Origin of the sequence: Povalibacter sp. (genome assembly GCF_036520495.1) — a bacterium.
Taxonomy (GTDB): domain Bacteria; phylum Pseudomonadota; class Gammaproteobacteria; order Steroidobacterales; family Steroidobacteraceae; genus Steroidobacter.
Genome location: NZ_DATDJO010000061.1, coordinates 69,957 through 90,043 on the forward strand (window position 1 = coordinate 69,957; position 20,087 = coordinate 90,043).

General features: G+C 62.5%; 17 protein-coding genes. 5 read left to right on the forward strand and 12 right to left on the reverse strand.

Going from position 1 to position 20,087, the window contains the following annotated elements; genetic code table 11:
* The first annotated feature begins 15 nt into the window (after nt 1-15).
* Nucleotides 16-798 carry a YceI family protein gene (locus tag VIZ63_RS20850; RefSeq protein ID WP_331611715.1) on the forward strand — a complete coding sequence of 261 codons (783 nt, stop codon included), beginning with the start codon at nt 16-18 and terminating at the stop codon, nt 796-798.
* On the opposite strand, the gene VIZ63_RS20855 is transcribed toward VIZ63_RS20850, so the two are convergent.
* The 5 genes from VIZ63_RS20855 to VIZ63_RS20875 all read right to left on the reverse strand — a co-directional run bounded on the left by VIZ63_RS20855 (nt 734) and on the right by VIZ63_RS20875 (nt 7,110).
* Complete coding sequence (locus tag VIZ63_RS20855; protein WP_331611716.1) at nt 734-2,800, reverse strand: S46 family peptidase; 2,067 nt, start codon at nt 2,798-2,800, stop codon at nt 734-736. The two genes, VIZ63_RS20850 and VIZ63_RS20855, sit on opposite strands and share 65 nt — an antisense overlap.
* A 49-nt stretch (nt 2,801-2,849) precedes the next feature.
* Nucleotides 2,850-3,569, reverse strand: a complete 720-nt coding sequence (locus VIZ63_RS20860; RefSeq protein ID WP_331611717.1) for a hypothetical protein — start codon at nt 3,567-3,569, stop codon at nt 2,850-2,852.
* 5 nt (nt 3,570-3,574) lie between these two features.
* A complete protein-coding gene (gene hemH / locus VIZ63_RS20865) occupies nt 3,575-4,657 on the reverse strand; it encodes a ferrochelatase (RefSeq protein WP_331611718.1) in 1,083 nt (360 codons plus the stop codon).
* 127 nt (nt 4,658-4,784) lie between these two features.
* A complete protein-coding gene (locus tag VIZ63_RS20870; protein WP_331611719.1) occupies nt 4,785-5,354 on the reverse strand; it encodes a PEP-CTERM sorting domain-containing protein in 570 nt (189 codons plus the stop codon).
* Between the two features lie 472 nt (nt 5,355-5,826).
* On the reverse strand, nt 5,827-7,110 hold the full coding sequence (locus VIZ63_RS20875) for an acetyl-CoA C-acetyltransferase (RefSeq protein ID WP_331611720.1): 1,284 nt from the start codon (nt 7,108-7,110) through the stop codon (nt 5,827-5,829).
* Nucleotides 7,111-7,186: 76 nt separating this feature from the next.
* Between VIZ63_RS20875 and VIZ63_RS20880 the strand changes: the two genes are divergently transcribed.
* Nucleotides 7,187-8,557, forward strand: coding sequence for an MATE family efflux transporter (locus tag VIZ63_RS20880; RefSeq protein ID WP_331611721.1), 1,371 nt, complete (start codon nt 7,187-7,189; stop codon nt 8,555-8,557).
* Here the strand turns inward: VIZ63_RS20880 and VIZ63_RS20885 are convergent.
* The 7 genes from VIZ63_RS20885 to VIZ63_RS20915 form a co-directional block, all read right to left on the reverse strand.
* Entirely contained in the window at nt 8,533-8,880 is a 348-nt protein-coding gene (locus VIZ63_RS20885) for a DUF2845 domain-containing protein (RefSeq protein WP_331611722.1), read from the reverse strand. The two genes, VIZ63_RS20880 and VIZ63_RS20885, sit on opposite strands and share 25 nt — an antisense overlap.
* Before the next feature lie 42 nt (nt 8,881-8,922).
* Complete coding sequence (locus tag VIZ63_RS20890; RefSeq protein ID WP_331611724.1) at nt 8,923-10,101, reverse strand: iron-containing alcohol dehydrogenase; 1,179 nt, start codon at nt 10,099-10,101, stop codon at nt 8,923-8,925.
* A gap of 97 nt (nt 10,102-10,198) precedes the next feature.
* Nucleotides 10,199-11,581 carry an aldehyde dehydrogenase family protein gene (locus VIZ63_RS20895; protein ID WP_331611725.1) on the reverse strand — a complete coding sequence of 461 codons (1,383 nt, stop codon included), beginning with the start codon at nt 11,579-11,581 and terminating at the stop codon, nt 10,199-10,201.
* 82 nt (nt 11,582-11,663) lie between these two features.
* Nucleotides 11,664-13,034, reverse strand: coding sequence for a hypothetical protein (locus VIZ63_RS20900; RefSeq protein WP_331611726.1), 1,371 nt, complete (start codon nt 13,032-13,034; stop codon nt 11,664-11,666).
* Between the two features lie 62 nt (nt 13,035-13,096).
* Nucleotides 13,097-14,647: an amino acid permease gene (locus VIZ63_RS20905; protein ID WP_331611727.1), complete on the reverse strand. Its 1,551-nt coding sequence runs from the start codon at nt 14,645-14,647 to the stop codon at nt 13,097-13,099.
* Between the two features lie 241 nt (nt 14,648-14,888).
* The gene (locus VIZ63_RS20910; protein ID WP_331611728.1) at nt 14,889-16,364 is read right to left on the reverse strand and encodes a M81 family metallopeptidase; all 1,476 of its coding nucleotides are present in this window, start codon (nt 16,362-16,364) and stop codon (nt 14,889-14,891) included.
* A 58-nt stretch (nt 16,365-16,422) separates the two neighbouring features.
* Nucleotides 16,423-17,277 carry a diguanylate cyclase gene (locus VIZ63_RS20915; protein ID WP_331611729.1) on the reverse strand — a complete coding sequence of 285 codons (855 nt, stop codon included), beginning with the start codon at nt 17,275-17,277 and terminating at the stop codon, nt 16,423-16,425.
* A gap of 318 nt (nt 17,278-17,595) precedes the next feature.
* On the opposite strand from VIZ63_RS20915, the gene VIZ63_RS20920 reads away from it, so the two are divergent.
* The 3 genes from VIZ63_RS20920 (at nt 17,596) to VIZ63_RS20930 (ending at nt 19,968) form a co-directional block, all read left to right on the forward strand.
* Nucleotides 17,596-17,922, forward strand: a complete 327-nt coding sequence (locus tag VIZ63_RS20920) for an Mpo1-like protein (RefSeq protein WP_331611730.1) — start codon at nt 17,596-17,598, stop codon at nt 17,920-17,922.
* A 13-nt stretch (nt 17,923-17,935) separates the two neighbouring features.
* Nucleotides 17,936-19,519: a glutamate--cysteine ligase gene (gene gshA / locus VIZ63_RS20925; protein WP_331611731.1), complete on the forward strand. Its 1,584-nt coding sequence runs from the start codon at nt 17,936-17,938 to the stop codon at nt 19,517-19,519.
* 245 nt (nt 19,520-19,764) lie between these two features.
* The gene (locus VIZ63_RS20930; RefSeq protein WP_331611732.1) at nt 19,765-19,968 is read left to right on the forward strand and encodes a hypothetical protein; all 204 of its coding nucleotides are present in this window, start codon (nt 19,765-19,767) and stop codon (nt 19,966-19,968) included.
* Nucleotides 19,969-20,087: the final 119 nt, after the last annotated feature.

Genomic DNA, 20,087 nt, shown 5'->3' on the forward strand with positions numbered 1-20,087 from the left:
GTTGGGAGTCGCTCCATGACAGCAAGAGCAGTAGCACGCATCCTGCTGCTGATAAGCGCGGCGGGATTGCTCGCTGCGTGTCCGAAGCCGGCTCGGCCACCGGCACCGGTCCCGGAATCGATACCGCCGTCAGCGCCTGCCAGGGAACTGCCTGGGACCGCGACGTACGAGGTGAACCCGCAGGCATCGACGCTGCACATACTGGTCTACCGCGGCGGTGCACTGGCGCGGCTGGGGCACAATCACGTGATGTCGGTGCGTGGACTACAGGGGCGCGTCTGGATGCATGCGACATTCGCGAAGTCCGGGTTCGATGTGGCATTTCCCGTAGCGCAGATCGTCGTCGACGATCCCGACGCACGTCGCGCTGCAGGCAGTGACTTTCCGCCCGATATCCCCCAGGCAGATCGCGACGGCACTCGCAGGAACATGCTGCGTGCGGAGGTGCTGGATGCGGAGCGCTATCCGCAAATCGAACTGAAGTCAGTGGCCGTCACCGGCTCGATGCAGCAGCCCGCTGTGACTGCGCGGATCACGATTCGCGATGTCAGTCGTGACGTGCAGCTGCGGCCGACACTCAGTATAGACGGCAAACGCATGACGATCGCGGGCGAACTCGAACTGCTGCAATCCGATTTTGGCATCGAACCATTCAGCGCTGCCCTCGGTGCGCTGACCGTGAAGGACGGTCTGCACGTGAAGTTCAGCGTCGTCGCGGAGAAGAAACAGGCAGTTACTTCGTCCGCAGGATCTCATCCACGATCGCGCCAGCATCGTACACATCGCGTAGCGCGGTGATGATGATGCGCGGATGCACTGCTACCGCACGATTGTCGCGCTCGTCGTACCAGTACGTGCCAGCGATCGAGTGGATGTTGCCGTCGAAGGCGAGACCGACGACGCGGCCCTTGGCATCGACGACCGGGCTGCCGGAGTTGCCGCCGACGATATCGTTGGTCGTGACGTAGTCGAAGGGCGTGTTGGGGTCGAGCTTGCTGCGCGCATCGAGCCAGACCTGGGGGAGGCTGAATGGAGCCTTGCCCGTCGTTCTCTCGTAGAGTCGCGCCAGCGTCGAGAACGGCGCGACGTCTTCACCCAATTCCTTCCAGCCCTGTACGGCGCCATAGCTGACGCGCAGTGTGAAGTTGGCGTCCGGATAGATGTTCGTGCCGAGTGCAGCGAAGCGTGCTTTGGCGATGCGTTCCTGCCCCGAGGCGACCGGTGCCTGCACTTCGTCCTCGTAGATTTTTCGCAGGGCGCGTGCGCCCGGATCGATGTCGCGTGCGAGCACGATCATCGGATCGGTCGATGCGTTGACCGCTGCGATGCCGCCGTCCCACAACGCCTTGCGCACGGCGGGGTCGGACAGCTTCGTCTGCGTGATCAGCTTTTCCGCGAGTGAGTCGGGGGATTCGCTGCTCAACAGCTGGCGGACCACGGGATCGTCGGGCCCGAGGTTCTCGCGCAGCTTGTCCAGCGAGAACGACAGTGTGACCTGCTCGAAATCGGCGTGGACCGGCGTTGCCGCCAGCAGGCTCGCTGCGACTTTCGGCAGGTTCGATGCGGCGTACTCGCGCAGCCGCAGCTCATTTGCCTTGCTGCGCTCTGCGGCGCCACGCACGAGCTGACGCGCATAGCTAAAGAGCTTGCTGTTGAAGCCTGCGCCGCCTTCCAGATACAGATAGCGCGTGTAGATCTCGCGGTAGCGCGTCTGCGCCTTGTCGATGTCAGTCCAGGCTGACGCAAACGCGGCGCCCGCCTGCGACTTGAGCTGCTGCTCCTGCTGGTTCTTGGCATCGAACAGTGCATCGTCTAGCAGCGCCTCCTGGAAGCCGCGATACACCTTCAGCGAATTCTGGACGTGCATCAGCGGATCCTGGCTGATGCGCGCCGGCTCCGCGCCTGACTTCGCCCATTGCGTCACCCGGCCGCGATACTCGGTGTTGCGGATGATGTACGAGGGTACCGACGTGTCCCGCTGGAACTTCAGCTGCGACACCGTGTACAGGCGGTTGGTGTTGCCGGGATGGCCGATCACGAACACCGGCTCGCCGGCCGAGGGACCTTCGGTGCGCCAGGTCAGATGTTCCGGCGTGCGCGCGGGCTTGTCGTTCTCGTAGACGCGCAGCAGGCTGAAATCGAGGCACCAGCGCGGAAAATTGAAGTTGTCCGGGTCGCCGCCGAACGCTGCGATCGAATCATGCGGTGCGAAGACCATGCGCACATCGTCATAGCGCTTGTACTTGTAGAGGTGGTACTCGCCGCCCTGATACAGCGACACGGATTCGCATTCGAGCGGACCCGTCGTGCGGTTTTTCTTCGAAGCCGCGGTGCACTCGGCTTCCAGCTTGCTGAGCGTCTGCTTGCGTACCTCGTTGGCCTTCGAGTCCGCGAGACCGGTAGTGGCGGCGGTGACCTTGGCCGTGACGTTTTCAGTGTCGATCAGAACGGAGAGGATCTCGGTGGGGCACTTGCGCTCCGCGCTGCGCTGCCGTGCGTGGAAGCCCTCGCCGATGAGGTCGCTCTGGGGCGTCGACAACTCCGCGAGGCACTCGACTACGCAGTGGTGATTCGTCATCACCAGGCCATCGCCGGAAATAAAGGAGCCGGTGCAGCCGCTTTCATGGCGGGTAGTCGCCCGTTGCGCTTTCTTCAGCCACGCATCGTCGATGTCGACGCCGTATTTCTGTTTCACCGCTGCCTTCGGAAAGTTGAAGGTGGTCCACATGCCTTCATCGGCGTGTGCCACGGAGGCCAGCGTCAGGGCGACGAGAAGAGACAGCGAGGTGAGCCGTTGCATGCAGAGCTCCGCAAGTGAAAAGGCGGCCGACGGATTCGTATAGAAGAAATCAGATCTCCGATTGCATCAAGAGCAATCGAGTTCCTTCTGGCGCTTCCAGAATGGCGTTGGTCGTGTCGTCGAGGCTGTCGGGCATTTCATCGGACAGGGCAAAACCGCGTTCACGCAACCGTGACAGCCGTTCGCGCATGTCCGGATCTTCGAAGCTCAGTACCGGCTGGCGCAAGGCCCGCGTCCGGTACAGGCCCAGATTGAGTAAATCGCTGGTGACCGGCGTGCGGGGAAACGGTACGGATTCCTCTTCCATGGCGACGAAGCCGAGTGGTTCCCAGAAGGCGCGCGCGGCGGCGGTGTCACGCACGGGTATTCCGAACTCGGTGAAGTAGCCGCAGGCGCTCGTCGTGATGTGCGCGGAGTCCGGTGGCGAGAAGGTGCGCGCTTCGATCAGGTGGATACAGAGTCCGGACGGGTCGTCGAACGCCACCTGATTGAATACATCGTTGCCCAGTCGCTCCTGTGCGAACGACACGCCCGCTGCGCGTAGCGGTTCGATGCTGCGCGCGAGTCGCGGCAGGACAAAAGTCAGGGCCGGTGAGCGGATGAAGCCACCGTGCAAGCCGATGAACAGGCGCCCGTCGGTCACGACCGCATAAGGATACGGCCAGGTTTCACTGACGCTGGCCTGCACGAATCCCAGTGACTCGTAGAACTCCAGCGATGCCTGGATCGCTGGAGTGTGCAGGCTGATCTCGAGGAATCGTCCCAGCATGCGGATCAGCGCGACGCGCCCGCTTGCAACGCACGTTCGCGCGACATCGGCTCGGCAACACCCTCCGCCTGCCAGCCAGCGGCATTGCGCACGACAAGTTCGCTCAATGCGGCGACCTGATCGTCCGTCGCATTCAGTGCGGGGATGTAGTCGTACGATTCGCCGCCGTTTTCCAGGAACAGCGCGCGGTTGCGAATCGCGATCTCCTCCAGCGTTTCCAGACAGTCCGTGGCGAACCCGGGACAGATCACGCTGACGCGTTTATGGCTGCCGCGTGCGTACTGCGTCAGCAGTTCATCGGTGTAGGGTCGCAACCACTCGGCGCGTCCGACCTGCGACTGAAAGGCTACGCTCCATTCATCGGGTTTGAGCCCCAGCGATTCACTGACGAGCCGCGCTGTCTTGAGCGACTGGCAGTGATAGGGATCGCCCGCCAGCAGGTAGCTGCGCGGGATGCCGTGAAAGGAGAACAGCAGATGATTTTGCCCGTATGTCTGCCAATGCTGGGTGACGCTGTCGGCGAGCGCGCGGATGTGGCGGGGATCGTCATGGTATTCGGTGATGAACCGCAGGCTCGGCAGCCAGCGAAAGCGGCTCAGCGTCCGTGCGACGCGATCGAACACCGAGGCTGTCGTAGTGCCTGAGTACTGCGGATACAGCGGCAGCACGATCAGTCGCCGCACACCTTCATGATGCAGCTTCTCGAGAGCGGTGCGAATCGACGGTGAACCGTAGGTCATCCCCAGGGCCACCACGACGTTGGCGTTCAATCGGGCCGAAAGGTCGCTTTGCAGCCGCTGCGCGAGTTCATTGCCATGAACCAGCAAGGGCGAGCCCTGCGTCGTCCAGATCTGTTGGTAGGCATGCGCACTGCGACGCGGCCGGATGCGCAGAATGACTCCGTGCAGCGCCAGCCACCACAGCCATCGCGGCGCTTCGACGACGCGCGGATCCCAGAGGAATTCCGCCAGGAAGCGCCGCACTGCGCCTGGGGAGGGGGCGTCCGGGGTTCCCAGGTTGACCAGCAGCACTCCCAGGCGGGACGGCGATCCGTGTTCGTAGTGGGGCTGGCCGAGGTAGTCAGGCATGAGGGGCGAAGGTGCTCGTCGAGGGCGGGTAGTCTCGCCGAAGCGCCGTCGCAAGTCATGGCGGGAGGACCCCCAAAAAACAAACCCCGCTCAAGGCGGGGTTTGTTGCGAACGATCGAAGCGCGGGTCAGTTCTGTCGGGCTGCGTTCTTGCGCCGACGTGCACTCAGGCCAACGCCGAGAAGTCCGAGGCCCAGCAGACCGAGCGTCGCCGGCTCAGGAACGCTGGCTGATGCCTGTGCCAGACCATTGGCCGTCAGGTGGGAGCCGCCGAAGATGAAGTCGCCGAGCACCGACTTGATGGTGATCGTCAGGGTGCCGAAGTCGTTCAGCTGGGCAAGACCGCCAATCGACCAGCCCTGGAAGGCATTGTCACCGAAGGAGAAGACCAGGCCGTCGCCCAGCAAGTCGTCGACGAGGCCGGCGCTTGGCAGATCGACGAACGCGATTTCCAGCGGCTGGTACCACGGATCGGAACCATCGTCGTAAAGATCGATGCTCAGCAGGAAGCCCGTCACCAGGTCCGTCGCTGCATTGAATCCTTTCTTGGTGATGTCATGGGTGTACTCGTGCGACTGGCCGGACCCGATCGCCACGGGGCCGCTCACGTCATGGCTCCAGGTGGCCGGGATGTAGGCCGCGCTGGCCGTTGCAGACAAGCCGAGCAGGGCCACCAGGGAAACAATCTTCGTTAGCATTTTCGATCTCCCGGGCGTCGCAAGTGGACGCGCGTTATGGCTCCGGAATTATGCAATAGCTGTGCCTCTGGATTTATTAATAATAAAATCAAGCGATTAAATAAAATCTGGCTAGGCCTGAAGGGAGGTCTGTCAAGAACCCCGACGACCGCGCCGTGAGGGGATTTCCCGCTGTTTGTCGCTAGTAGAAACAAGGACACGCATGCAAGTGAGTACGGAAGTCTCACAGGGACCCGAACGGGTCAGGGTATGCAAACGGGCTGGGATGCCCTTCATCTTCGTGTCGATGCCAGCTGGCGGAACATTCGCGATTCGTACTGCCCCTCCCCGGAATCGCGATGTTCAGACGGCAGGCATGTTGCCTGGCCTCGATGCTGTGGGGTCCGGTAGCAGCCTGGGATGGCGGTCGGTCGTGTTCGGATGGCGCTTCCGCCCAAGCGCCCCGCGCCGAAGCGTGCCGACCGCCTCCACTTTAGGTCTGGCGTTCAAGAATTGCCGTCACTCCCATTCCGCCGGCTGTGCAGATGGAGATCAGGCCGCGTCCGCTGCCGCGCTGCTCCAGTTGTTTGGCGAGCGTCGCAATGATGCGTGCGCCGGTGGCCGCGAACGGATGTCCGATCGCGACACTGCCGCCCTTCAGGTTCATTTTGCTGCGATCGATGCTGCCGAGCGGCTCCGCGAGCCCGAGTCGCTCGCGACAGAACTCCGGTGACTCCCAGGCCTTCAGCGTGCATAGCACCTGCGCTTCGAAGGCCTCGTGAATTTCATAGAGATCGAAGTCCTGCAGCCGGATGCCTGCATCTGCAAGCATTCTCGGTACCGCGTAGGCGGGTGCCATCAGCAGTCCTTCCTTGTCGACGAAGTCGACCGCGGCAACCTTCCCATAGGTGAGATAGGCCTGAACCGGCAGGCCGCGACTGCGCGCCCAGTCTTCGCTCGCCAACAGAACGCAGGCCGCGCCATCGGTCATCGGCGTTGAGTTGCCCGCGGTCAACGTGCCGTTGCGATCGAACGATGGCTTGAGCTTCGCCAGTTTTTCCAGCGACGTGTCGCCGCGAATATTGTTGTCGCGTCTGAGCCCGTTGTACTCGACTACCAGGTCGTCATAGAACCCCGCGCCATACGCTGCTGCGGCCTTCTGATGGCTCTGCAGCGCCAGCTCATCCTGGGATTCGCGCGGAATCTGCCAGGTCTTCGCCATGAGTTCGCAGCTCTGACCCATCGACAACCCGGTGCGCGGTTCGACGACGCCGGGTAACTGCGGCTTGAAATGTTTCGGGCGCAAGCCGAGCCAGGGGGCGATCTTCTGTCCGAAGCTCTTGCCGCGCGCACTTGCCAGCAGCAGTTTGCGATACGAATCGGGATACACGATCGGCACGTCGCTCGCCGTATCGACTCCGGCTGCGATGCCGGAATCGATCTGGCCCGCCGCAATTTTCAGTCCCAGCACGATCGCGGTTTCGAGGCTCGTGCCGCAGGCGCGTTGCAGATCGAACGCCGGCGTTTCCGGAGCGAGACCGCTGCCGAGGACCGCTTCGCGCGTCAGATTGAAGTCGCGAGAGTGTTTGAGTACGGCGCCAGCGCCGACATCGCCAATCATCTGGCCTTGTAGTCGAAAGCGCTCGACCAGATGACGCAGCGTTGCGGTCAGCATGTCCTGGTTGCTGGCTTGTGCGTACGCTCCCATGGAGCGTGCGAAGGGAATGCGTACACCGCCGATGATCGCGACACGTCGTGGCGAAGTTCCGACAATCATGGCTGCCTCGCTATGAGAGAATTTGAGCGTCAGGAAGAATGCCGCGACGGTGCGGCGCGGTCAAAGCTGATCTCCCATGTTGTCGATTTCATCGCGCGCGCAGGTCGCTGCAGACACTGGCGCCATCGCCCGTCTCGGCGGTCCACTGCTCATCAACAATCTTGCGCTCACCGGCATGTCGTTCACCGATACGGTGATGGCTGGTCAGCTTGGCGCACGCGATCTTGCCGGACTTGCGATCGGCGCCGCCTGGTACAACCTGTTTTTGTTCATCGGACTGGGTGTGCTGATGGCGATTTCGCCGTCCGTCGCGCATGCCTACGGCGCTGCTGAGACCCAACCTGTCACGCGCTTCGCTCGACAGTCCTGGTGGCTGGCGCTCGCGCTGTCGATGTTACTGATGCTCGGTATGTGGCAGGCGAGTTGGGCGCTGCCTGCGGTGAATATCGCATCTGAAATACTGCCGGTCGCGATCGGCTACGCCGAAGCCATCAGCTGGGGGCTGCCGGCCATGATGGGGTTCCTGTCGCTGCGCTTCACCAGCGAGGGACTCGGGCACACGCGACCGATCATGTATATCGCCGTCGGCGCGCTGATCTTCAACGTGTTCGGCAACTGGGTCTTCATGTACGGCAAGCTGGGCATGCCGGAACTGGGTGCTGTCGGTTGTGGTGTCGCCTCGGCGATCGCCATGTGGCTCATGCTCATCGCAATGCTCGCGTACATGCGCCGGCATCGGACGTATCGTCCGTTCAACATCTTTCAGCGCATCGATCGCCCTGACTCGCAAGTGATCGGCCAATTGCTGCGCCTGGGCGTTCCGATCGCGGGCAGCATTCTCGCCGAGGGCGGCCTGTTCGTGGCTGCGGCGTTGTTGATGGGATCGATGGGAGCGATCACGACAGGCGCGCATCAGATCGCGCTCAATTTCGCGGCCTTCATGTTCATGGTGCCGCTGTCGATCAGTTCGGCGACGACGATTCACGTCGGTCATACCCTGGGTCGCGGAGAGATCGCTCATGCCCGCAAGGCCGGATTCATCGGCATCGGCATGTGTGCCCTGGTGATGACGATTTCCGCCGTCGGCATCGTGTTATGGAACGACCCGATCGCCTCCCTCTACACCAACGATCCGGCGGTGCACTCGCTGGCAGCGACGTTGTTGCTTGCTGCGGCGGTGTTCCAGGTATCGGACGGCGTGCAGGTGGGCGCGGCGGGTGCGCTGCGCGGGTTCAAGGACACGGGTGTGCCGATGGCGTTGTGCTGGTTCTCGTACTGGGCCGTCGGCTTTTCGTTGGCCTACGTGTTGGGTGTGAGGAAGGCGATGGGCCCGATCTTTGTCTGGATCGGCTTGATCGCAGGTCTGACGGTCTGCGCCGTGCTGCTGGTGCTGCGCTATCGCCGGACCACACGCCTGGCGCTTCAGTCGGTCGCGGGTGGCCGGTAACCGTATCCCAGCGTTTCGATCTCCTCGACCAGTCCATCGACGAATCGAATGCGGCGCATCAGTTTGTAGGGTCCGAGATTGTAGGTCCAGATTTCAACTGGAACTTCCACCATCGCATCCCCGAAATAATATTCGCGACCGCCGACAAAGTAGGTCGGCCGTCGCAGGATGGAGCGTGACAGGACATCGCTGGGATCGCCGCAAAGGTCGCGAACCGCAGTCTGCGTGTCGCCCTCGCGGATGAGGCGACTGCCACAGCGCATCGCGTCGGCCATAGCAGATGTCGTGATCAGGAGGGCGATGACCGCTAGAAAACCGCGCATGGACGGATGCTCAAGCCTGCCGGCTGAATTGGCAATGAACCATTAGTTCGTGGCGTCGCCCAGACGGCCCTCGATGCAATTGCGATACAGACGCGCGAACAGGTCGGTCGTCATCGGCAGGGGATTGCCGCCGGTGGACGGATCATCGAACGCTTGGGGTGCGAAGGTGACCACGTGTTCATCCCGGACACCGATGTCGGCGAGTGTTTGCGGAATGCCGATCGTCTGACGCAATTCCAGGATCCACGTCAGGACCGCCGCGAACGAGTGTTCTGGCAGGCCGAGGAATGCCGCGAGGCGCACCATCTTGTCTTCGAGCACCCGACGATTCCATGCCAGCACATATGGCATCACCACCGCGTTCGTGAGTCCGTGATGAGTGTTGAGATTGGCGGAGCACGGATGACTCAGGCTGTGCATCGCCCCCAGGCCCTTCTGAAACGCTGTCGCACCCATGGTGGACGCCACCATCATGTGGGCGCGCGCGTCGAGGTGGGCGCCGTCCTTCACTGCGAGGGCGAGCCATTCCTTGATCAGCCGCATGCCCTCCAGCGCGATGCCCTCAGCCATCGGGTGATAGAAGGGCGAGCAGTAAGCTTCGAGATTGTGTGACAACGCATCCATGCCAACGGCCGCCGTGACATGGGGCGGCAATGCCAGCGTGAGTTCCGGATCGGCGATCACCAGCGCCGGCTGCATCTTCGGATGGAAGATGATTTTCTTGGTGTGATTGCGAACGTCGGTGATCACCGAGGCGCGCCCGACTTCCGACCCCGTGCCGGACGTGGTCGGCACCGCAACCGTCGGTGCGATCCCGGCGACATTGACCCGCGTATACCAGTCGTCGCGATCCTCGAAATCCCAGATCGGCCGCGACTGCCCGGCCATCAGCGCAATCGCCTTGCCCGCGTCGAGCGCACTACCACCGCCGAACGCGATGACGCCGTCGTAGCCGCGCTGTCGATACAACTCGACCCCCGCGGTGACATTCGCCTCCACCGGATTCGCCTGCACGGATGAAAATACATCGCACGGCAGACCGGCCTGACGACATGCCTCCACGGCATCCGCGATCATAGGCAGCGCGGCCAATCCGGGGTCAGTCACCAGCAACGGCTTGCGGATGCCCAGCGACGTGCAGGCGTCCGGTAGTTCGGTGATGCGGCCGGCGCCGAAGCGGATCAGCGTGGGATAGTTCCAGTTACCGCGGAGTGAGGGCATAGGCTATAGACCGTAGGCTGTGGGCTGTAGGTCGGAAGACGCAGAAGATCCAGTCTTGCTCCGGCTAGAGCCTACCGCCTACGGCCTGCGATGCGCACTATGTGCGCACACGCATATGAAACGACTTCGGGCGTGTGAGGTGTTCGTAACCGACGACCGACAGCGTGCAGCCGCGGCCGGAGTCCTTGACGCCGACCCACGCGAGAGCAGGGTCGAGGTAGTCGCAGCGATTCATGAACCATGTACCGGTCTCGATGCGATTGCCGATCGATAGCGCGGCTTCTTCATCCGCCGTCCAGATGGCGGCGGTGAGGCCGAAGACGGTGTCGTTCATGAGAGCGAGGGCTTCTTCATCGGAGTCCACGCGCATGATGCCGGCGACGGGGCCGAAGATCTCTTCCTTCATCACCGGCATGGAATGGTCGACATCGAGCAGCACCTGCGGCGCGAGGTACGGCGTGCCGGGACGGCTCTCGGCAAACTCGGATTCTTCGATGATGGGCGTTGCACCGGCGCTGATGGAGGCGGCGATCTGCCTGCGGATCGTCTCGGCGGCAGTCGCGCGTACGACCGGTCCCAGGGTCGTCTGCGGATCGAGCGGATTTCCGAGCACGTACTTGCGTGTCAGCTCCACATAGCCTTCGACGAAGGCGCCGTAGACCTTTTCGTGCACGTAGATGCGCTGCAATCCGCAGCACGATTGACCGCTGTTGAAGTACGCGCCGTCCACGACGTTCTCGATCGCATGCGCGACGTCGGCGTCGTGACGCACGTAGACGGGATCGCAACCACCGAGCTCGAGCCCGGTGCCGACGAATCGCTCGGCCGCAGCGCGTTGCACCGCGTGACCGCCTGCCACCGATCCGGTAAAGGCGACGAAGCCGATGCGCGAATCACGAATGACACGCTCCGTGTCCTCATGGCTCATGTGCAACACCTGGAATACGCCGTCTGGAAGTCCTGCTGCATTCAGACACTGCTCGAAGCGCTCGGCGCATAACAAGGTCTGGGCGGAATGCTTCAGGATCACCACGTTGCCGGCCATGAGCGCCGGAATCACGCTGTTCACTGCAATCAGGTAGGGGTAGTTCCAGGCGGCAATCGTCAGGATGACACCCAGCGGCTCGCGTCGCAGAAAACGCCGGAAGTTTTCTTTCTGGTCTGCGTCGATGTCCGCGAGTGCGGTCGGCGCGATCGCAATCATGTGCCGGGCACGCTCCAGCGTGCCGCGCACTTCGTTCGGCGAATACTTGAGAGGCCGCCCCATCTGCCACGTCAGTTCGAGAGCGATCTGCTCGCGTTGCGCTTCGAAGATGTCACAGAAGCGGTTGAGGACGGCGGCTCGCTCGGCAATCGATGTCGATCGCCACACACGTTGCGCGGTGCGTGCGCGATCCAGGGTGGCATCGATGTGCGCGGCCGTCGCAGATGGACGTTCGGCGTAGACGCTGTTGTCGATGGGAGAGATGGTTTGGAGCATGGACGGGTGTCGGTGACCGGTGGGAAATAATCAGGACGAGAGCGCGGATTCTGGCCCGTCACCGGGTGCGCGTCACTGCTCGTCAGATAATTTCGAAGTACCTCGCAAGTTCCCAATCGGTGATGTGTTTGCGGAACTCGCGCTCCTCCCATTCGCGCGTGGCGGCAAAATGTTCGACGAACGCATCGCCGAACCAGTCGCGCGCCATCTCTGATTTCTTCAGGCGCTGGGCTGCATCCCACAATGTGCGTGGCAGTGCCAGGTGCTCGGGAAATTTCTTGTCGTAGGCGTTGCCCTGCACCAGTGGTTCCGGCTCGACCTTGTTCTCGATGCCCCAGAGACCCGAAGCCAGCGCGGTCGACAGGATGATGTAGGGGTTCGCATCGGCCGCGGCGACGCGATACTCGACGCGCTGCGATTTCGCACTGCCCGGAATGATGCGCAGCGCACAGGTTCGATTCTCGACGCCAACGGTCGAGTCGGTCGGCGCCCAGAATCCCGGGATGAGGCGCGTATAGGAGTTGATGGTCGGTGACACCATCGCCAGCAGTTCCGGCATCAGCTGCTGCAATCCGCCGACGAAGTGCCGCATGGTCTGACTCATGGTATGCGGCTGCGACTCGTCATGGAACACGGGCTTGCCATCCGGCCCCTTCAGCGACAGATGGATATGGCCGCTCTGGCCGGGCCAGTCGCGCGACCACTTCGCCATGAAGGTCGCCATCATCCGGTTGCGCTGCGCCAGTACTTTGATGAAAGTCTTGAACAGGGCTGCTTTGTCGGCGGACGCCAGCGCTGCGTCGAAAGTGATCGCGGCTTCGATGACGCCGGGACCGGTTTCCTCGTGCAGCCCTTCGATACCGAAGTCCATCGCTTCGCAGGTGGCGAGCATCTCGCGATAGAAATCGGATTCGACGGTGTTGCGGATGACGGAATAGCCGAACCAGCCGGGCGCCATCGGCTGCAGATTGCGGTAATTCTTTTCGCGCGCCGACTCCGGTGTCTCATTGAAGAAGAACACTTCGTATTCGAAACCGGCGCAGGCGGAGAATCCCATCGTCTGCGCGCGATCGACGACTCTGCGCAACAGGCCGCGCGGACAGATCTGGTCCGCCGGTGCGATGAATTCGCTCAGGAAGAACAGGTCATTGTTCTCGAACGGCAGCGGCCGGCAGGTTTCGGGAAGAATGCGCACCGGCGCATCCGGATAGCCGGTGTGCCACCCGGTGAACTTCACGTTGTCGTAGAGCTGGTCCTGGCAGTCCCAGCCCAGCACGACATCGCAGAAGCCGTAGCCGCTGTCGAGCGCCGAGAGGAACTTCGCGCGCGACATGTATTTGCCGCGCAGGATGCCGTCGATGTCGAATACGCCCACTTTGACGTGAGATGGATTGCGCTGCTCGATGATGGCCCGGACGTCGGCAGCGGTTTTGATTTGTCTTGGTTCAAGCATGGGGCGTCAATGGACAATGGATAATTGACAATTGATAGTTGCGGATCGAGCTCGCGCGATCCTCACAGCTTCGTCGTGCCGTAGCCTTCTTTTTCCGGATGCCCGTGCTGCCCGGCGGTGAGTGCGAACTCTTCCTCGGGCGACAGCACCAGCTTGTGCCGCCCGACGGCGGCGAAGTACAGGATGCCCAGCACATACCAGGCCAGCGCCGCATACACGCCCTTGAGATACACAGGATCCTGCAGCTGGAAGTACAGAGTGACGAGCGCGATGATCACGGTCGCCGCGGCGCCAGGAATGCCGAGCGGACTGCGATACGGCCGTTCGATATTCGGCATGTTCCTGCGCAGCAGGATGAACGACACGCCCTGGAATGCGTACGAGATCATGGCGCCGAACACGGCCATGTTGAGCAGGGTCGCGCCGATCACTGCGCCGCCTTTCTCCGCACCCAGCGAGAACCAGACCGCCATGATCACGGCCAGGCCGATGGCGGCGCCCGTGAAGAGCGCGATATGCGGCGTCTTGCGCACGCCATGCGTGATGGACATCACTGCGGGGTAGTACCCGGCCCGCGACAGCGAGTAGATCTGGCGGCCGAAAGCAAAAATGATCGTATGGAAACTCGCGATCAGTCCGATCACGGCGAACAGCGCGAGCAGCTTGGCGATGTCAGCGCCGTAGATGACGCGGAATCCGTCGAGCAGCGGCTCGGCCGATGTCGCCATCGAGAATGCGCCGTGCATCTGGCCGTCGCCGAGCCCGCCGATCGACGAGTTCAGGAACATGATCATCACCGCCGAGAAAATCAGCGTCAGCAGGCCAAAGGTCAATCCCTTCGGCATGTCCCTTTTCGGATCGACCGATTCTTCGGCGGCGAGCGGCAGCTCTTCGATGGCGAGGAACAGCCACACCGCGAATGGCAGCGCCGCCAGCACGCCATACCAGCCCTTGGGCAGGAACTCGCCGCCGCCCTCTGGCAGTTCGATCAATGCGCCGTCCGGTCCGACGCCGATATTGAGCGCCCAGCGCGTGAAGTCCGCGTGGGGGATGGCGCTGATCCAGAAGATCACCAGCACTGCGAGCGCCATCAGGGTGACGACGACGGAAATCTTGAACGAGACCGACACGCCCCAGTAGTTCAGCGCCACGAAGATGATGTAACAGCCGATCCACCACAACGGCTGGTACATGGCGCCGGTTTCAAAGATGCCCGTGAGGTACGTGCTGATGAAGAACACGATGACCGCGGGGGTCATGATGTACTCGATGCTCTCCGCAAGGCCGGTGATGAAGCCTCCCCAGGGTCCCATGGCACTGCGGGCGAACGAGTAAGCGCCGCCGGTGTGCGGCAACGCCGGCGACATTTCGGCCAGGCTGAAGATCAGACCGACATACATGATGGCGATGATGATCGCGGCGACGAACAGACCGCCCCAGCCGCCTGCGCCGATGCCGAAGTTCCAGCCGGAAAAATGGCCTGAGATCACTGCGCCGACGCCGAGGGCCCACAGTGACCAGACGCGGGCGTGGCGCTTCAGTCCACGTTTCTCGAAGTAGTCCTTGCCGGCATTCTGATACGTCACACTGCCGACGGTTTTCTTGTCAGTCATGCGATTCTCCCCGACGTTGTTGTGCTGCCAGACGAACGGAACGTGTTCTGCACTGACGCGGCCGATGGCCCCGGCGGAATTCTGATCGGCGACTGTATCTATTCGTTGACAACTCGACAGTACGGGTCGCCCGAGCAGCGCCGAATATACGCCCATCGATGGCGTGGACTCATCCTGCCGCGCAGGAGGCAGGGGGGATGAAGCAAGAGGTATGCCGCGACGTGCGATTCGGGGGAACGGCCTAGCGGCGAACTGCTCCCCGGCCTTTCGTGAACGGCAGGCTCGCGGGATCGGCGATGTTCGGTCCCGGCGCCGCGACGACCAATACGCGACGGGCGATGGGTCCGAAGTCGGCGCGAAAATGCACGGAGCTCTTCAGCACAAGCACCGCGAAATCCTGCGGTTCCACGCCCAGGTGGCGGAACATCGCCTGGTCCGCGGCCTGCTGCTTGCGACTCGCGACTGCAATGTGGATGTCATCGATGCGCAGCAGCGCCATGCGTCCCAGCTCCATGCGGGAGCCGAGATAGAACGGCCCAGTGGCAGTGAACTTGCCGTCGCCCAGCGCGACGACATGACAGCGTCCCCGGATGGGCGTTTCGCCGGCGACGCCAGCGGTGTTGCCAAAAAATGCACCGACTTCCATCTCGATTGCAGCGCCGATGCCCGCTTCGTGGGCACGGTCGGCCGCGCGCGGATCGCAGATGATTCCGGCAAGAACGCCGCGCATGCGACGCGCAACGAGTTCCTTCAACAGGGAGGTGGTGCTGGCCGTGCCGCCGCCACCGGGATTGTCCTGCGTATCCGCAAGGACGATGGGCCGCCCACGCGTTGCCGGTGTGCGAGTCAGTTCCGCCAGCGCTGACTCGATGGGATGGATCTCCAGCGCGAACTCGGTTTCCCGTGCGGCGATGTCGTTCGTCAGTTCTTCGACCTGTCGGGCGACCGCCGTTGCATCGCTGCCGTACGCGAAGATGGCGGGTCCGCAGTCATCGACATCGGCGGCGGGAAATCCTGGCGTGAAGTTGAGAGAAATGACGGAGCCGCGTTCGCGTCGCACCACGTCATCGAAAATCGATGCGAGCGGCTGGATCAGCGTGCATTGCGACGTCAAAGGAATCAGGAACGGCGGCTGGCGCATGGCGCGCCTTGGCGGGCGGCTGCGAATCAGGTGTAGGCAGCGCAGCGCGCGGGCACCTGTCGTCGTCATGTCCACATGGGGATATGTGCGATAGGCAACGAGCGCACTCGCCTGGCGCAGCATCTGCTCGGACACGTTGGCGTGGAAGTCGAGACTCGCGACCACGGGCACGTCCGGTCCGACGAGTGCGCGCACGCGACGAAGCAGTTCGCCGTCGCCGTCGTCCACGTGCTCAGCCACCATCGCTCCATGCAGATCCAGATAGACCGCATCGAGATGACGTTCGCGGCGCAGATCGTCGAGCAGCAGATCCGCAATGTGCTCGTACGCCGCACGCGTGACGCGACCCGATGGTGTCGCCGAACACCAGGTAAGCGGTGCGATGGTGTCGCCTGTGGCAAACGCTTCGGCGATGAATCCGGCAGCGGGCAGGTTGATGCCGCGCACGGCGTCAATCAGATCGGCGCCGCGAGTGAGTCCGGGCCACGCATCAGGCGCCGTGAAGTCGGCGAGAGTCGCCGGTTGCGCTGCGAACGTGTTGGTTTCGTGCTGGAAGCCGCCGACAGCCAGGCGCATATGATCGGGGGGGCGACTGGCTAACTGGCCGACCCGTGTGCGGGCCGGAGGAGGTCGGTCACGATGCCGCCTTGCTGGCTTCGAGTATGGCCGGCTCGACGGGGGCGGAGGCAATCCGATTGCGGCCGAGGCATTTGGAGCGGTACAGCGCCCGGTCAGCCCCACGCAGCAGATCATCCGCGGTTGCCATCATGGGCGGCACAACCGTGGAGACACCAGCGCTGATGGTGACGCGGCCGTGGGTCGTGACGTCGAATGGAATCGCTTCGCGCCAGATGCGTCGGCGCAGGCGTTCGGCATAAAGGGCGGCGCGGCGGGCATCGAGCCCCGGCAGCACGATGGCGAATTCCTCGCCGCCGTAGCGTGCAACGAAATCGCCGGCGCGTCGGAACGTCTCGTTGAGCGTCCGGGCGACGCTGCGCAGCACGTCATCGCCGCGAGCATGACCGTAGGTATCGTTGAATTTCTTGAACTCGTCGAGATCGAGAAAGACCAGCGACAGCGGCACGCCGTCGCGGCGTGCACGACGCAGTTCACGCTCCAGTTCGCGATCGAAGTGCCTGCGGTTCGCCACCCCCGTCAGCGCATCGACCGTAACGAGACGGCGCAGGCGCTGGTTCGCGGTTTCGAGCGTCAGTCGCAGCTGCGTTAGCTCACGATTGCGCGCCTCGAGCGAGCGGGTCCGCTCGCTGACGCGCTCCTCCAGCTGCGCGTGTATGGCTTCGAGCTGTGCTTCGATGCGCCGCCGCTCGTCGAGCTCGACTTCAAGGGCCTGGGTGCGCTGGGCGATGCGGGCGTGGGTGCGCCACAGGTGCAGGATGCCGACGGCAACGACGAGCGCCAGCGCAGCAATGGCGATCCAGCCGGAAACGGCAACTGAGGAGTCGACCAGCGAGTTCACTGCCGATTCCATTGCGTGCGCAACCTCGTTCGTGGATACCGCGGGTCGTCGTCTGCGGGATGGCGCCTTCGAGCAAGCTTCACATCCGAAGATTTTTGCGCCGGACGTCTGCAGCTGCATCGATCGCGTGGGCGCAACGGACCGACGCGCGTATGAAACCACACCCCAGGCGGCGGGGCACGGCGCATATTCCGTACGGGCTGCGCGGCCGAACGCATGCGTACTGCACGCTCGTGAAGCAGTTTTCAAGGCTATTTCTCAAAGTTGGCTTGACGCCTCTGATCTGCCTGAGGAAACTTGCCGCCGCCCACTCGCATGCTGCCGCGCCCCATGACCCAGTCTGTCCAGACTTCGCACGATCGCTTCGCGAGTTTCGCGGACTTCTATCCGTACTACCTGTCAGAGCACCGCACGCCGATGTGTCGTCGCCTTCATTTCATCGGTACGACGCTCGTACTGACGGTGCTCGTGCTGGCGATTGCGCTGCAGAACCTGTGGCTGCTGTTCGCCATTCCCGTCGTCGGCTATGGATTCGCGTGGGTCGGGCATTTTTTCTTCGACAGGAACCGGCCTGCGACCTTTTCACACCCGTTCTACAGCCTGTTGGGGGACTTCGTCCTGTTCCGCGACATGCTCGTCGGACGCATTCGCTTCTGAAGAATCTCCATCTATGAGTCGTCCTGCCATCGATCGCGCGTTCGAGCGCCGCCTCGCGTCGCTCATCAATATGCGCGAAGGCGGTCTGCTGCAGGGCGGACTGAAGGGCGTGGAGAAGGAATCGCTGCGTGTCCGTCCGGATGGCACGCTGGCATCGACGCCGCATCCGCGATCACTGGGATCGGCGCTGACGCACGAATCCATCACCATGGATTACTCGGAGTCGTTGATCGAACTGGTCACGCCCGCGTTTTCCCAATCGTGGGAGCTGCTGCAGTTTCTGTGCGACCTGCATCAATTCGTTTACCGGCATCTCGGCGACGAACTGCTCTGGGCAACCAGCATGCCCTGCAACCTCAATGGCGATGCCAGCATTCCTGTCGCGCACTTCGGCAGTTCCAATATCGGGCGCATGAAAGAGGTGTACCGGCTCGGCCTCGGGCATCGCTACGGCCGCATGATGCAGGCCATCTCCGGCGTGCATTTCAACTATTCGTTCCCATCGGCGCTCTGGCCGGTCCTCGCCGATGCCATGCAGGAACGCAGTGCCGGCCAGGATTTCATTTCGGCGCAGTATTTCGGGTTGCTGCGCAATTACCGGCGGCATGGCTGGCTGATCCTGTACCTGTTCGGCAATTCGCCGGCGCTCTGCAGTTCGTTCGTCAAGGGGCGTGAGCACTCGTTGCAGGAATTCAGTCCCGGCACCCTGTACGAACCTTATGCGACGTCGCTACGCATGTCCGACCTGGGCTATCGCAACAAGAATCAGGCGGGTGTGCACATCTCGGTGAACGGCCTGGATGACTATGTGCGCGACCTGAATGCCGCAGTGAGCACGCCGAATCCCGATTACGAAAAAATCGGCATAAAGGTGGACGGCGAGTATCGCCAGCTCAACGCCAATCAGCTGCAGATCGAGAACGAGTACTACAGCTACATCCGTCCGAAGCGCGTGACCCGTTCCGGCGAGCATCCAAGCCAGGCGCTGCGCCGCGGCGGGGTTGAATACGTGGAATTCCGCGCGCTGGATGTGAGCGCTTTCGACCCGGTCGGCGTGAATCAGCACAAGCTGCGTTTTCTGGAAGCCTTTGCTGCGCTGTGCCTGCTGAAGGACAGCTCGCCGATCGACTCCCAGGAAGACAGCACGCTGGACATCAACCATTCCGTCATCGCGCATCGCGGCCGGGAGCCCGGCCTGCAATTGAACCGCAATGGGCGGCCGGTAGAGTTCCGCACATGGGCGCTGGAGCTGATCGATTCAATGCGAGGCATCTGCGAACTGCTCGACGAGGGCAACCCGCAGCGACCCTATGCTGCCGCGCTGGAACTGCAGGAAGCCAAGATCAGCGATGCGGCGCTGACACCCTCGGCGCGCACGTTGCAGGAGTTGCGCACGACCGGCGAATCATTCGCGCAGATGGCCTTGCGCATGTCGAACGTGCACAAGAACTATTTTCTCGATCTCTATCCGCCCAACGAACAGCGTCTCGCCCAGTTCGCGGATCAGGCCGAGGAATCGTTGCGCAAGCAGGAAGCCATCGAACGCGCCGACACGATGACGTTCGACCAATATCTTGCGAGCTATTTTCGGCGTTGAATCCGCCGGCGCCCCTCACTGGCGTGCATCCATTCCGATGCCGCAGTCGCAGCAAAGTGCAGACAACTCCATCCAGCGAGACGACAGGTCGCGGCGAAACTTTAGTCACGTAAACGTGGGAATTGGTCATAACCTCCTCAGTGCTTCGCAAAGTGAGAACTGCGCACTCCGGGAAAAGCGTAAGGAGCCCCTAGACTGTTCCCCTACTAGCAAACAGGCATATTCAGGGATGAATTTGGACTTCCATGAGCAGCACACAAGAGACCATCAGCAGTCAGATGCACGGCGTCGCCTCGGCGGCGAATGCCGATGATCTGGGCGAGCACCTGGGCACGACGAAGGTGACGGAAACGGCAAGTGGCTGGGACGCCTATGAGGTGTGGCGACGCTTCATCAAGGAAGCCCGCGATCGCCGCGAAGCGGTGCGCATTGCAGCATCGGTGAAGTAGCCCCGCGCCGCACCGGTCGAAGAACAATTACGCTGCTCGAGAGCCTATAGATAGCGGTCAGAAACCCTGACCCGCTTGTGGGTGGTTGCGATTTACCGGTAACGTTATGTCACCGGGCG

What these genes read in the sequence shown, in the direction of transcription:
- VIZ63_RS20875 (WP_331611720.1), bottom strand. Translation starts at nt 7,110, where the DNA reads ATGATTGTCGGAACTTCGCCACGACGTGTCGCGATCATCGGCGGTGTA.
- VIZ63_RS20855 (WP_331611716.1), bottom strand. Translation starts at nt 2,800, where the DNA reads ATGCAACGGCTCACCTCGCTGTCTCTTCTCGTCGCCCTGACGCTGGCC.
- VIZ63_RS20880 (WP_331611721.1), top strand. Translation starts at nt 7,187, where the DNA reads ATGTTGTCGATTTCATCGCGCGCGCAGGTCGCTGCAGACACTGGCGCC.
- VIZ63_RS20890 (WP_331611724.1), bottom strand. Translation starts at nt 10,101, where the DNA reads ATGCCCTCACTCCGCGGTAACTGGAACTATCCCACGCTGATCCGCTTC.
- gshA (WP_331611731.1), top strand. Translation starts at nt 17,936, where the DNA reads ATGAGTCGTCCTGCCATCGATCGCGCGTTCGAGCGCCGCCTCGCGTCG.
- VIZ63_RS20870 (WP_331611719.1), bottom strand. Translation starts at nt 5,354, where the DNA reads ATGCTAACGAAGATTGTTTCCCTGGTGGCCCTGCTCGGCTTGTCTGCA.
- VIZ63_RS20885 (WP_331611722.1), bottom strand. Translation starts at nt 8,880, where the DNA reads ATGCGCGGTTTTCTAGCGGTCATCGCCCTCCTGATCACGACATCTGCT.
- VIZ63_RS20905 (WP_331611727.1), bottom strand. Translation starts at nt 14,647, where the DNA reads ATGACTGACAAGAAAACCGTCGGCAGTGTGACGTATCAGAATGCCGGC.
- VIZ63_RS20910 (WP_331611728.1), bottom strand. Translation starts at nt 16,364, where the DNA reads ATGCGCCTGGCTGTCGGCGGCTTCCAGCACGAAACCAACACGTTCGCA.
- VIZ63_RS20900 (WP_331611726.1), bottom strand. Translation starts at nt 13,034, where the DNA reads ATGCTTGAACCAAGACAAATCAAAACCGCTGCCGACGTCCGGGCCATC.
- VIZ63_RS20895 (WP_331611725.1), bottom strand. Translation starts at nt 11,581, where the DNA reads ATGCTCCAAACCATCTCTCCCATCGACAACAGCGTCTACGCCGAACGT.
- hemH (WP_331611718.1), bottom strand. Translation starts at nt 4,657, where the DNA reads ATGCCTGACTACCTCGGCCAGCCCCACTACGAACACGGATCGCCGTCC.
- VIZ63_RS20850 (WP_331611715.1), top strand. Translation starts at nt 16, where the DNA reads ATGACAGCAAGAGCAGTAGCACGCATCCTGCTGCTGATAAGCGCGGCG.
- VIZ63_RS20860 (WP_331611717.1), bottom strand. Translation starts at nt 3,569, where the DNA reads ATGCTGGGACGATTCCTCGAGATCAGCCTGCACACTCCAGCGATCCAG.
- VIZ63_RS20915 (WP_331611729.1), bottom strand. Translation starts at nt 17,277, where the DNA reads ATGGAATCGGCAGTGAACTCGCTGGTCGACTCCTCAGTTGCCGTTTCC.
- VIZ63_RS20920 (WP_331611730.1), top strand. Translation starts at nt 17,596, where the DNA reads ATGACCCAGTCTGTCCAGACTTCGCACGATCGCTTCGCGAGTTTCGCG.
- VIZ63_RS20930 (WP_331611732.1), top strand. Translation starts at nt 19,765, where the DNA reads ATGAGCAGCACACAAGAGACCATCAGCAGTCAGATGCACGGCGTCGCC.